General features: G+C 74.7%; 11 protein-coding genes. 2 read left to right on the top strand and 9 right to left on the bottom strand.

Translation table 11 applies throughout. The features are described 5' to 3' along the window. The first annotated feature begins 32 nt into the window (after window positions 1-32). Window positions 33-602 carry a low molecular weight phosphatase family protein gene (locus BGO37_RS10760; protein ID WP_291754698.1) on the top strand — a complete coding sequence of 190 codons (570 nt, stop codon included), beginning with the start codon at window positions 33-35 and terminating at the stop codon, window positions 600-602. Between the two features lie 28 nt (window positions 603-630). On the opposite strand, the gene BGO37_RS10755 is transcribed toward BGO37_RS10760, so the two are convergent. The 8 genes from BGO37_RS10755 to BGO37_RS10720 form a co-directional block, all read right to left on the bottom strand. Next, a complete protein-coding gene (locus tag BGO37_RS10755) occupies window positions 631-1,644 on the bottom strand; it encodes an SDR family oxidoreductase (RefSeq protein ID WP_291754697.1) in 1,014 nt (337 codons plus the stop codon). A gap of 26 nt (window positions 1,645-1,670) precedes the next feature. Continuing rightward, complete coding sequence (locus BGO37_RS10750; RefSeq protein ID WP_291754695.1) at window positions 1,671-2,768, bottom strand: enolase C-terminal domain-like protein; 1,098 nt, start codon at window positions 2,766-2,768, stop codon at window positions 1,671-1,673. Continuing rightward, window positions 2,768-5,797, bottom strand: a complete 3,030-nt coding sequence (locus BGO37_RS10745) for an FAD-binding and (Fe-S)-binding domain-containing protein (RefSeq protein ID WP_291754692.1) — start codon at window positions 5,795-5,797, stop codon at window positions 2,768-2,770. Before BGO37_RS10745 ends, BGO37_RS10750 begins: the two co-directional genes overlap by 1 nt. A 7-nt stretch (window positions 5,798-5,804) precedes the next feature. Beyond that, complete coding sequence (locus BGO37_RS10740; protein WP_291754690.1) at window positions 5,805-7,571, bottom strand: thiamine pyrophosphate-dependent enzyme; 1,767 nt, start codon at window positions 7,569-7,571, stop codon at window positions 5,805-5,807. A gap of 56 nt (window positions 7,572-7,627) precedes the next feature. After that, window positions 7,628-8,011 carry a large conductance mechanosensitive channel protein MscL gene (mscL, locus tag BGO37_RS10735; protein WP_291754687.1) on the bottom strand — a complete coding sequence of 128 codons (384 nt, stop codon included), beginning with the start codon at window positions 8,009-8,011 and terminating at the stop codon, window positions 7,628-7,630. Window positions 8,012-8,147: 136 nt separating this feature from the next. Beyond that, complete coding sequence (lepB, locus tag BGO37_RS10730) at window positions 8,148-8,567, bottom strand: signal peptidase I (RefSeq protein ID WP_291754686.1); 420 nt, start codon at window positions 8,565-8,567, stop codon at window positions 8,148-8,150. After that, window positions 8,567-9,187, bottom strand: coding sequence for a DUF6448 family protein (locus BGO37_RS10725; protein ID WP_291754684.1), 621 nt, complete (start codon window positions 9,185-9,187; stop codon window positions 8,567-8,569). Before BGO37_RS10725 ends, lepB begins: the two co-directional genes overlap by 1 nt. A 68-nt stretch (window positions 9,188-9,255) precedes the next feature. Continuing rightward, a complete protein-coding gene (locus BGO37_RS10720) occupies window positions 9,256-9,954 on the bottom strand; it encodes a Crp/Fnr family transcriptional regulator (RefSeq protein WP_291754683.1) in 699 nt (232 codons plus the stop codon). A gap of 55 nt (window positions 9,955-10,009) precedes the next feature. On the opposite strand from BGO37_RS10720, the gene BGO37_RS10715 reads away from it, so the two are divergent. Then, on the top strand, window positions 10,010-11,227 hold the full coding sequence (locus tag BGO37_RS10715) for an FAD/NAD(P)-binding oxidoreductase (RefSeq protein ID WP_291754680.1): 1,218 nt from the start codon (window positions 10,010-10,012) through the stop codon (window positions 11,225-11,227). Window positions 11,228-11,231: 4 nt separating this feature from the next. Here BGO37_RS10715 and der read toward each other — a convergent pair whose 3' ends face one another. Then, window positions 11,232-12,701, bottom strand: coding sequence for a ribosome biogenesis GTPase Der (der, locus tag BGO37_RS10710; RefSeq protein ID WP_291755199.1), 1,470 nt, complete (start codon window positions 12,699-12,701; stop codon window positions 11,232-11,234). Window positions 12,702-12,751 lie beyond the last annotated feature (50 nt).

Here is a 12,751-nt window from a genome sequence, read left to right as displayed (position 1 = left end):
ATCATCGACGCACGAGTCGAGAGCAACCCCGGATGCGCAGCCAGGCGTTTCACATTCTCGCGGTCTGCACCGGCAACGCGAGTCGCTCACCCGCCGTCGAGCGCCTCCTGAGGGCCGGGCTGGGGCCGACCGTGACGGTCGCGAGCGCCGGCACCGCCGCGGTCGTCGGAGCGCCGATCGCGCCCGAGATGGCATCGCTCCTGGGGGCGGCCGGCTGCGACGTCGCCGCGTTCGCGGCCCGGCGGGTGACCCCCGAGATGCTGGCGCACACCGACCTCGTCCTCGCCCTCGCGCGCGACAACCTCGACCATGTGATCGCCCAGGTCCCGGCCATCGCGGGCCGTGCCTTCACGCTCACGGCGTTCGCGCGGAGCGTCGGGGCGGCGCCGACGGGCGACGCGGAGCGGGTACCCGCCGAGCGGCTCCGCCACCTGGTCGCCTGGGCCAGCGGCTCGGGTCCGCCGGCACCGCGGGCCGACGACGACGTCCCGAACCCGTTCGGTCACGGCCAGGCGGCGTACGAGCGGGCGTTCGACCAGATCCGGCGGGCCACGGACCTCATCGTCGCGGGCGCCCGGGCGCACGGGACGCCGTCGGGCTGAGCTCGTCGGGCGGTGCGCCATGCGTCCGTCAGCGGCGCCGCGCGAGCAGCCACGCGCCCGCCGCCATCGCACCCACCCCACCCACGACGGCACCATGGTGTCGCGACGCCCACAGCTGCGGATCCATCGCGTGCGAGCGATCGTCGAACCGGCCGTGCGCGCCGAAGTCCTGGTGCCGGTCGGCCGGGGCGAACAGGTCGGCAGGTGCGTCCGACGGCGTGGGCTCCGACGTCTGCTGCGAGTCGAAACCCGTCCGCGCCAGGTAGCGGTCGAGGAGCCCCGGCGCGATGGCGTTCGCGGCGATCGTCAGCATCGTGGACGTCCCCACCCACCACTCGCGGCGCCACGGGTGCTCGGCCGCGTAGCGCACGGCGCCGGCGGCGACCTCCGGCTGGTAGATCGGCGGCACCGGCTGCGGCCGCCGGGGCATCCGCGTCAGCGTCCAGGAGAACTGCGGCGTGTTGACCGCCGGCAGCTGCACCATCGTCACGTGGATGGCGCTGTGCTCGGCGAGCAGCTCGCACCGGAGCGACTCGGTGAAGCCCTGGATGGCGTGCTTGGCGCCGCAGTACGCCGCCTGCAGCGGGATGCCCCGGTAGGCGAGCGCCGAGCCGACCTGGACCACCCTGCCGGCGCCCCGCGGCCGCATGAGGCGCAGGGCGGTCGCCGTGCCGTGGACGTACCCGAGGTACGTCACCTCGGTCGCGCGCTGGAACTCCTCGGCGCTGACGTCCTCGAACCGCGCGAAGGCCGAGGCGAACGCGACGTTCACCCACACCGTCACCGGACCGAGCTCGGCCTCGACGCGCCGCCCGGCCTCGTCGAGGGCGGCCGCGTCGGCCACGTCGACGGGCACGACGAGCGGTCGGCCGCCCGCACGGCGCACGTCCGCCGCCGCCCCCTCGAGCCCCTCGCGGCCACGAGCCAGGAGCGCCACCGCCGCGCCACGCTCCGCGACGGCCCGCGCGGTGGCTCGCCCGACGCCCCCGCTCGCGCCGGTGACGACCACCACGTCCGTCGGTCCCAGGGTCTGTGCTCGCATGGTCGTACCGCCTTCAGGTTCGCTGGTCAGATCTCGTAGCGCTGCGCGTCGCCGGTTCTCAGGGTCAGGCCGTGGCCCGGGCGCTCGAGGTCGGGCCGCAGCGACCCGTGCGACGGGCGCAGCACGCCGTCGAAGAGCAGGGACTCGATGCGCACGTGGTCGGCGAACCACTCGATGTGCCGGGCGTTCGGCACGCACGCGGCCACGTGCGCCGACAGCTGGGGCGCGCCGTGCGCCGAGATCTGCAGGCCGTGCCCGACCGCCAGTGCCGCTGCCTCCCGCCACACCGTGATGCCGCCGCACCGCGTGACGTCCGCCTGGAGGCAGTCCACCGCCCCGGCGTCCAGCAGGTGGGCCACCGAGGGCAGGGTCCAGCAGTACTCCCCCGCGGCGACGTCCGCACGGGAGGCGGCTCGCACGGCGGCCATGCCCGCCAGGTCGTCGGACGAGACCGGCTCCTCGAACCACGAGACGCCGAGGTCACGCAGCGCGGCCTCCACCCGCCGCGCCTGTCCGGGGCGGTACCCGCCGTTCGCGTCGACGTAGAGCTCGGCCTCGTCGCCGGCGGCCTGCCGGGCGATCGCCGCGCGCGCCAGGTCGCGATCGACCGCCGCGCCCCACGACTCGCCGATCTTGATCTTGACCCGCGGGATGCCGTCGTGCTCCACCCAGCCGATGACGTCCTCGCGCAGCCGGCCGCCGGTCTCGCTGGTGAAGCCGCCGCTGCCGTAGACGGGCACGTCCGGTGCCGCGCGGCCCAGCAGGGACACCAGCGGGAGCTCGCAGCACCGGGCCTTGAGGTCCCAGAGCCCGATGTCCAGCGCCGAGACCGCGGTGGCACCGATCCCCGGCAGCCCGACGTTGCGCAGCTCGCGGCGCATCGCCTCGTTCAGCGCGGGCACGTCCATGACGTCACGGCCGACGACGACCGGCGCCAGCGTCCGCGCGACGAGGCCCGCGGCGGCCGGGTCCGCGTAGCTCCAGCCGAGCCCGGTGCGGTCGGCCGCACGGACGTGGACGACGACGAGCGTCGTGGCTCCCCAGGTCGCCGTCCCGTCCGCCTCCGGCTCCGGGGTCGGGACACGGAACGCGGCCACGTCGACACCCGTGATCGGGACCGGCATCAGCGCGCGCCCCGCGCCGCGGCGGCCCGGTCCACCCAGGGCCGTGGGCGCGGGCCCTCCGGCAGCGGCTGCGGCCGCCCTGGTCGCGGGCCGATCGTCTCGACGGGCCCCGCGGCCGCCCCCCGCAGGCCGGCCGCCAGGAGCTCCGCAAGGTGGACGGCTCGCCGCCCTCCGGCGGCCTGCTCCACCTGGGTCCGGCAGCTGAAGCCGTCCGCGAGCACCACGTCGTCGGGCGCGGCCTCGAGGGCCGGGAGCAGCTCCGTCCCGGCGCACGCGAGCGAGACGTCCAGGTGCCCCTTCTCGTAGCCGAAGTTGCCGGCCAGGCCGCAGCAGCCGTCGACCGTGGTGAGCGACACCCCCGACCGCTCGAGCAGCCGACGGTCGGCGTCGAAGCCGAGCACCGCGTGCTGGTGGCAGTGGGGCTGCGCCACGGCGGACACGTCCACGGCCGGCGGCTGCCAACCCTCGGTGCCGTCGAGCAGCTCGGCGAGCGTCCGGGTCTGCTCGCTGAGCCGCCGCATGTCCGCGTCGTGGCCGAGCAGCTCCACGCCGTCCGTGCGCAGCACCGCCGTGCAGCTCGGTTCCAGCCCGACGACCAGGCCGCCGCGGCGCAGGTGGGGCGCCAGGGTGCGCAAGGTCCGCCGCAGCACGCGCTCGGCGATCCCCAGCTGCCCGGTCGAGATCCACGTCAGCCCGCAGCAGACCGCACGCTGCGGCACGACCACCCGGTACCCGGCGTCCTCGAGCACCTCGACCGCCGCCTGGCCGACGTGCGGGTGGAGGTTGTTGGTGAACGTGTCCGGCCACAGCATGACCTCGCCACGCCGGCCGGACCCCCGGGGGCCGCGGCGACGGTACAGGTCCGTGAAGCGGTGGTCGGCCACGTACGGCACCGGCCGGCCGGGGTCCACGCCGCCGAGGCGCTGGCCGAGCCGCGACAACGGGCCGAGGTGGGTCGCGGCGTTCACCACGGCCGGCGCCACCGCCGCCAGCGCCATCCACACCGGCAGCCACCCCATGGTGTAGTGCGACGCGGGACGGACCCGGCCCGCGTAGTGGTGAGACAGGAACTCCGCCTTGTACGTCGCCATGTCGACGTTGACCGGGCAGTCGCTGCGGCAGCCCTTGCACGCCAGGCACAGGTCGAGCGCATCCCGCACGGCGGTGGATCGCCAGCCGTCACGGATCGGCGAGTCCTCGTGGCCGCTGAGCATCTCGAACAGCAGCCGGGACCGGCCCCGCGTCGAGTGCTCCTCCTCGCCGGTCGCCCGGTACGACGGGCACATGACCCCGCTGTCGTGACGCCGGCACTCGCCGACGCCCACGCACCGCAGCACGGCCGCGTCGAAGCTCCCGCCGTCGTGCGGGTACAGGAAGTGCAGGTCCTTGTGCGTCGTCGGGGCGTAGTCGGTGCCCAGGCGCAGTCCCTCGTCGGGCGGCTCGGCCGCGACGACGCGGCCGGGGTTCATCGCGTCGCTCGGGTCGAGCAGTGCCTTGAGCCGGCGGAACCCCTCGACGACGCGCTCGCCGAACATGACCGGCAGCAGCTGGCCGCGCTGCTGCCCGTCCCCGTGCTCCCCCGACAGCGAGCCGCCGCAGTGGGCGACCAGGTGCGCCGCGCGGTCCAGGAACGCGCGGTAGGCAGCCACACCGTCGGCCGTCGTGAGGTCGAACGGGATGCTGATGTGCAGGCAGCCGTGACCGAAGTGGCCGTACCGGGACGCCTCGCCGAAGCCGAACTCGTCGAGCAGCCGGTTGAAGTCCTCGAGGTAGTCGCCCAGCCGGTCGGGGGGCACGGCCGAGTCCTCCCACCCGGGCCAGGTCCGGCGCAGGTCGTGCGGGTGGGCGGTCGCCCCGAGCGCGTCCTCCCGCACCCACATGAGGTGCTCGGCCTCCCGCTCGTCGTACTCCCGGAACGAGCGCGCGGACCCTTCGAGGCTGGACCGGAAGTCCGCCACGCGGGCCCGCAGCGTCTCGTCGTCGTCCGCTCCGAGCTCGACGACGAGCCAGCCGTCGCCCTCGGGCAGCAGGTCGAGAACGGCGGGGTCGACGTGCTGGGAGCGTTCGTAGCGGACGAGGCGGCTGTCCATCCCCTCCACGATCAGCGGGCGGTGCTCGTTCACCGCGGGAACGGCCCGGGCCGCGTCGACGAGGGAGGAGTACCCGAGCGCGACGAAGCGACGGCGCGGCACGAGCGGCACCAGCGCCACCTCGGCGCGCAGGATCGTCACCAACGTCGCCTCGGACCCGGTGAGCGCCTTCGCGAGGTCGAAGCCGCCCTCCGGGAGCAGCGCGTCGAGGTTGTAGCCGGAGATGCGGCGCGGGATGTCCGGGAAGCGCCGACGCACCTCGTCGCCGAACTCGTCGGCGATCGCGCGCAGCCCGCGGTAGAGCTCGGCCCTCGCGCCCCCCGCGGCGACGATCTCGTCGTACTCGTCGGCGCTCGTCGGGCCGACCCACGTCCGCAGGCCGTCGTAGGTGACGATCTCGAGCCGCCGCACCGACTGCGCGGTGGTGCCGAAAGCCTGCGCCGTCGAGCCGCACGAGTTGTTGCCGATCATGCCGCCGAGGGTGCAGTGGGAGTGCGTCGCCGGCTTCGGGCCGAACTGGAGCCCGTACGGCTCCGCGGCTGCGTTGAGCTCGTCGAGCACCAGGCCGGGCTCGACGACCGCGGTGCGACGCTCGGCGTCGATGGACACGACGCGGTGGCAGTACGTCGACCAGTCCAGGACCACCGCCACGTTGCACGACTGCCCGGCCAGCGACGTGCCGCCGCCGCGGCTGACGACGGGCGCCCCCAGCTCGCGGCACACCGCGACGGCCTCGGCTCCGGCGTCGACGGTCCGGGGCACGACGACGCCGAGCGGCACGTGCCGGAAGTTGGAGGCATCCGTCGCGTACGTGCCGCGCGAGCCGGCGTCGAACCGGACCTCGCCGTCGACCCGCTCGCGCAGCCGCCGCTCGAGCTCGGCCACGTCGACCTGGGCGAGGCGCTGCGCGCGCAGGGCCGGCGTCGGCAGCTGTGCCACGGCCACGTCAGTCGCCCAGCTTCGAGATCTTGTCCTTGAACAGCGTCGTCGCGATGGCCACCTTGTGGGGCTGCCCGCGCAACCAGGCCTGCGCGAAGTGGGTGGCCTGCTCGTAGCTCACCTTGCCAGGGAGGGGCGGCTCGTCGGGGTTGACGGCGACGTCCACCAGCGACGGCCCGTCGAACGCCAACGCCTCCGTGAGCGCCGCCCGCAGGTCGCCGGGCTGCGTCACCTTCGAGCCGTACCCGCCGCAGGCCCGCGCCCACGCCGCGAAGTCGCCCTCCGGCGCCGAGAACCGCACGCCGTGCTCCGGGTACCCCAGCACCATCTGCTCCCAGAGGATCTGGCCCAGGGAGTTGTTGTTGTTGACGACCACCGTGATCGGCAGCCCGTGCTGGGCCGCCGTCAGGAACTCGGCCATGAGCATGGCGAAGCCACCGTCGCCCACGTACGCGATGACCTGACGGCCCGGGAAGGCGTCCTGGATCGCCACCGCGTAGGGCAGGCCGGGCGCCATCGTCGCCAGGTTCCCCGAGAGGAAGAACTCGCGCCCGCCGCGGATGGTCCAGTGCCGCGCCGCCCAGGTGGCGATCGTGCCCGAGTCGCACGTGAGGACGGCGTCGTCGGAGGCGAGCTCGTCGAGCAGGCCGACGACGTACTGCGGCGCGATCGGCGAGCGCTCGGGGTTCTCCAGCGCGTCCATGTCCGCCCGCCACGACGCCATCGCCTTCTGGTAGGACTCCAGGTGCGACCGGTCGGTGCGGCGGGTGATCAGCGGCAGCAGGGCCCCGAGGGTCTCCTTGACGTCGCCGACGAGCGCCACGTCGGCGGGCAACCGCGTGCCGACGCGGCTCGGGTCGATGTCGACCTGGACCACGCGGGCCTGACCCGGGTTCGGCAGGAACTTGGTGTACGGGAAGTTCGTGCCCGCCATGAGGAGCGCGTCGCACTCCTCGGCGAGCTGGCCCCCGGGCCGGGTGCCGAGCAGCCCGATGCCGCCGACGGCGAACTCCGAGTCGTCCGGGACGACGGCCTTGCCGGACAGCGTCTTGACGACCGGTGCGCCCAGCGCCTCGGCGAGCGCCAGGACCTCGTCGCGCGCTCCCCGGGCGCCCGCCCCCGCGAGGATCGCCGGCTTGCTCGCGCCGCTCAGCAGCTCCGCGGCGCGGGCCAGGTCGTCGTCGCGCGGACGGCCGGGCGGGGCGACGTACACGGCCGAGGTGGCCGGCGGCCGCGCCGGGGCGACGCTTGGGTACGGCTCGGCGTCCGCGTCGGCCACCTGGATGTCGTTCGGCAGCGTCAGGTGGGCCACCCCGCGGCGCGCCAGCGCCGTCCGGATCGCGATGTCGACCACCCCGGGCAGCTGTGCCGGGTTGGTCACCATGAGGTCGTACTCGGCGACGTCCTCGTAGAGGCGGTCGAGCTGCACCTCCTGCTGGTAGCCGGTGCCGAGGACGCTCGTCTCCTGCATCCCCGTGATCGCCAGCACCGGCTGGTGATCCAGCTTCGCGTCATAGAGCCCGTTGAGGAGGTGGATGCCGCCGGGGCCGGACGTGGCCAGGCAGACCCCGATCCGCCCCGTCGCCTTGGCGTACGCGGTCGCCATGAAGGCGGCCGCCTCCTCGTGGTGCACCAGCACGAACCGGGCCTTGTCGGCATGCCGACGCAGCCCCTCCATGAGCCCGTTGATGCCGTCACCGGGGATCCCGTAGACGGTGTCGACCCCCCACTCCGCGAGGCGCTGGACGAGGACTTCCGAGGCGATAGCAGCCATCGTTCGACGCTAGGTCGGTCCTCGAGGCCCTGCCACTGGGGCCGCGAAAGGCCTGGTCAGGCGAGCGGGCGAGGCTCCTCGCGCCGGACCAGGGCGTCGCGGATCTCGCGCAGCAGGACGGTGTTCTCGTCGGGCGCCGCGTCCTGCTCCGCGCCGCGGGAGAAGCGTCGCTTGGCGGCCTCGTAGGGCTTGACGACGAAGAAGTAGACGACGAACGCGAGGATGAGGAACGCGACGAGCGCCGTGAGGAACGGCCCGACGGACACCAGCCCGCCCGGCTGCCACTGGTCGAAGTTGGGTGCGCCGCCGGCCTTGGCGAGCAGCTCGATCACGACCTTGGTGAAGCCCGTGACGACCGCGCCGAACGCGGCACCGATGATGAAGGCGACGGCGATCTCGACGAGGTTGCCCCGCATGACGAAGTCCTTGAAGCCCTTCATGTTCGTGCCTCATTCCTGCCTGCGGCGGGTCGACGATGCGGGCGCGCGTGGCACCTGCGTACCACCGGACCGGGTCCCTCGCATGGCGTGCGGCAGGGCGGCCGTCCGCCTCACGCACGCATCGGACCACCGTTCGTCAGAGGCACGCGCGCCGTGCCGCGACCCGGCGGAGTCGCACCAGCCGCCCGACGAGCTGCTGACGGGCGACGTAGGGCCGCGGCCACGTCCGCGCGTCGTCCGAGGCGTCGCGCTGGTCGCCGAGGAGCAGGTAGTGCCCCGGCGGCACCGCAAGCTCGCCGCGGAAGAAGGACGCCGTGGCGTACGGCTCGGCGAGGCCGATCCCGTCGATCAGGACGCCTCCGCCCCGGAACGTCACCCGTTCGCCGGGGAGCCCGACGACACGCTTCACCACCCGCCGCCCGGCCTCCGCGACCACCAGGTCGCCGCGCCGCACCACGGAGCCAGGTCGCAGCGACCTCGTCAGGGCGAGCTGCCCGTCACGCAGGGCCGGCGCCATCGAGCCACCCCGCACCCGGGTGAGCCACCAACGCGGCATCACTCACCTCGACGCGGGGTCGGCACCCCGGCCGGCACCGCGTGCTCCGTCACCTGCACCGTGTGGTGCAGGGCGTCCGGCGCTGCGTGGCGCACGGCGTGGTGCAGCGCCTGGTGCACGTAGCCCACGTAGGCGGCGACGAACCGGCGCCCGGTGGCGACGTCGTCCACGTCGTGGTCCCGCAGCGCCCGAGCCGCGGCGAAGCGCCGCTGCACGTCCGGCCACGCGGTCGCCTCGACCAGTGGCTCGAGCGGCGCGAGCACGCCCTCGGCGAGCGCGCGGTCCGCCGCGGTGACGGCCGGCGGCCACGGCGTCCCGCTGGGCATGATGCCCGCGAACCCCGCGCCCTCGCCCGCGCGGTGCAGCCGCACGAGCGTCTCGAGGAACCGCCGCTCGACGGCGGCCGGCTCGTCCCCGCTCGTCGTGCTCGCCGCGGCGAACGCCTGGCGCACCTCGGCCTCGTCGGCCTCGGGGACCCAGGCCAGCGCGTGGTTGACGTTGCCCGTCAGCAGCGCCCGCCGGCCGGCCGTGACGACCGGTCCGTCCTCGGTGTCGCAGTGCGCGCTCGCGGGCTGCACCACGAGCCTGGCCAGGGCCTGCAGCCGTCCGGTGATCCTCATGTCCGTCCCCTTCGTCGTCGGTACGTGGGCACCGTACGAAGCGCGGGACCGGTGCGCCTTGACCTGGGTCAAGCCTCCGCGCGGCGACCGAGGCCCGCGGCGTCGAGGATCGCGACCTCACGCCCGGGACGGACCTCGATCAGCCCGTCCCGCTCGAGCGCGGCCAGCCGGCGGCTCAGGGTCTCCGGCGTCGTGCCCAGGTGCGCAGCGACCTGGTTCTTGGGGATCGGCAGGTGGACCACCGGGGGGCCGCCGCCGCTGACGGTGACCGGAGCGTCCAGCAGGTACGCCGCGACGCGGGCCCCGACGTCCGACGAGGTCAGCGCGGTCACCATCCGCTCGGCCGAGGTGAGCTTGACGGCCAGCGCGCGCAGCATCCCCACCCCGATGTCCGGCATCCGCCCGAGCAGCCCCGCCAGGTCGGCGTGGTCGAACGAGCACAGCCGCGAGTCCGCCAGCGCGACGGTGTCCGCCTCCGGCGTGTCGCCGGTGAGGAAGGCCTCCTCGCCGACGACCTCCCCGGGAGTCAGCACGCGCAGGATCGTCTCGTGGCCGGCGGCCGACAGGCGGCGCACCTTGACGCTCCCGCTGTGGAGCACGAACAGCCGGGAGGACCGCTCGCCGGCGCGCGCGACGGCGTCCCCCGCGCGCACGGTGACCGGACGCGCGAAGCGTCCCACCTCCGCCTGCTGCGCGGCCGTCAGGCCGGCGAAGACCGGCACCAGGCGCACGCACGGCTCCGGCTCCGCCAGGGGCAACGCGCGCATGGGGGCATCGTGTCACCGACGCGCCGTCGCGCGTCCACACCCGTACGGTGGGCGCATGCGCTTCGACTACGACTACGTCATCGTCGGCGGCGGCATGGCGGCGGACGCCGCAGCACGAGGGATCCGGGTGGTCGACCCGGACGGCAGCATCGCGATCCTCGGCGAGGAGGCCGACCCGCCCTACGAGCGGCCTCCCCTGTCCAAGGACCTCTGGCGCGACCCCTCCACCCACGAGCCGTTCCTGGGCACGGCGGGCGCCACCGACGCCCAGCTCCACCTGTCCACGCGCGTGACCGCCATCGACCGCGCCGCCCGCACGGTCACGGCGGACGACGACCTCTACGGCTACCGCGCCCTCCTGCTGGCCACCGGCGGGCGCCCGCGCGAGCTGAACCTCGGCCCCTCGACGCAGGTCGTCTACTACCGGACCATCGGCGACTACCACCGCGCCCGCGCCCTCGCCGGGGGCCACGTCGTGGTCGTCGGCGGCGGGTTCATCGGCACCGAGCTCGCCGCCGGCCTGGCGATGGCCGGCGCCAAGGTCACGTTCCTCACGCCCGACGCCGAGGTCGGCGCCCGGCAGTACCCGCGCGGCCTGAGCGCACGCATCCGCCGGACGTTCGACGAGCACGGGGTCGACGTCCGCACCGGGACGCTCGCCCGGTGGCTGGAGCGCTCCTCCGTCGGCACCGTGACCGTGCACGCCCAGATCGGCGAGACGCCCGTGTCCCTCGCCGCGGACGGCGTCGTCCTGGGCCTGGGGATCGAGCCGAACGTCGAGCTGGCGCTGTCCTGCGGGCTGGCGGCCGACAACGGCGTCGTCGTCGACCGCTTCCTGCGCACCGTCGACCCCGCCGTGTTCGCCGCGGGCGACGTGGCGAGCTATCCCGACGCCATCCTCGGGCGGCGCCGCGTCGAGCACGTCGACCAGGCGACCGTCTCGGGCCGCGCCGCGGGGTTCAACATGGCCGCCCTGCTCACCGGCCGACCCCTCGAGCCCTACGACCACACGCCGTTCTTCTACTCGGACATCTTCGAGCTGGGCTACGAGGCGGTGGGCCGCCTCGACGCCGGCCTGACGGTGCTCGAGGACTGGGCGTCGCCCGACGAGACGGGCGTCGTCTACTACGCCGAAGGCGAGGCGCTCGTCGGCGTGCTGCTCTGGAACGTGTGGGACTCCACCGACGCGGCCCGCGCGCTGCTGGCGTGGTACCACGAGCCCGGGTCGCTGCCCGACCCGTCCGTGCTCAAGGGCGCGATCCGGGCCGGCTGACCCCTCAGCGCTTCCGCTTCTCGCGCACCCGCACGGACACCACGATCGGGGACCCCTCGAACCCGAAGGTCTCGCGCAGCCGGCGCTCGATGTAGCGCCGATAGCCGGGGTCGAGGAACCCGGTGGCGAACACGACGAACCGCGGCGGGCGCGTCGACGCCTGCGTGGCGAAGAGGATCCGCGGCTGCTTGCCGCCGCGCAGCGGGTGCGGGTGCGCCGCCACGAGCTCGCCGAGGAACGCGTTCAGCCGGCCGGTGGGGATGCGCGTGTCCCAGGAGGTCAGCGCCGTCTCCAGGGCCGGGACGAGCTTGTCCGTGTGGCGGCCCGTGCGGGCGGAGAGGTTGACCCGCGGCGCCCACTGCACCTGCACGAGGTCCTGCTCGATCTCCCGCTCGAGGTAGTGGCGCCGCTCGTCGTCCATCAGGTCCCACTTGTTGTAGGCGATGACGAGCGCGCGCCCGGCGTCGACCACCTGCTGGATCACGCGGGTGTCCTGCTCGGTGAGCTCGTCGGACGCGTCCACGAGCACGACGGCGACCTCGGCCTTCTCGATCGCCGCCTGCGTGCGCAGGGACGCGTAGAAGTCGGCGCCGGTGGTCTGGTGCACCCGCCGGCGGATCCCCGCGGTGTCCACGAACACGTAGGGCGTGCCGCGCAGCTCGACGAGCTCGTCGACGGGGTCCCGCGTGGTGCCGGCGACCTCGTCGACGACCACCCGCTCCGACCCCGCCAGCTGGTTGAGCAGCGACGACTTGCCGACGTTCGGGCGTCCGACGAGCGCCACGCGCCGCGGGCCGTCCGGCATCGCCGCGCCGTGGGCCGACTCCTCGGGCAGCGCCTCGAGGATCGCGTCGAGCAGGTCTCCGGTGCCGCGGCCGTGCAGGGCGGAGATGCCCCACGGCTGGCCCAGCCCGAGCGACCACAGCGCCGCCGCCTCCGACTCGGCCGACGGGCCGTCGACCTTGTTGGCGGCGAGCACGACGGGCTTGCCGGAGCGGCGCAGCAGCCGCACCACCTGCTCGTCGGTGTCGGTGGTCCCGACGGTCGCGTCGACCACGAGGACGACGGCGTCCGCCTGGGCGATCGCCACCTCCGCCTGCTCGGCGACCCGGGCGTCGATCCCGGCGACGTCGACCTCCCAGCCGCCGGTGTCGACGACGACGAAGTCGCGCCCCGCCCACTCGGCCGTGTACCGCACGCGGTCGCGCGTCACGCCCGGGGTGTCGAGGACCACCGCCTCGCGGCGGCCGATGATCCGGTTGACCAGGGTCGACTTGCCGACGTTCGGGCGTCCGACGACCGCCAGCACCGGCAGCGCGCGGCCGGCGGCGCCGGCCTCGCCCTGCTCGCCCGCGCCGTCGAGCAGCAGCAGGTCGTCCTCGTCGAGATCGTACTCGGCCAGGCCGGCGCGCAGGGCGCGCTCGCGCGCCTCGTCGGACGCGGCCGTCTCGTCGTCGACCTCGACCGGGGCCACGTCGAACGCCTCGTCGTCGTCGACCTCAGGCGCGCCCTCGTCGACCGCCT

The sequence above is a fragment of the Cellulomonas sp. 73-92 genome (genome assembly GCF_001898175.1).
GTDB lineage: Bacteria > Actinomycetota > Actinomycetes > Actinomycetales > Cellulomonadaceae > Cellulomonas.
This window is presented reverse-complemented; position numbering and strand designations above follow the sequence as displayed.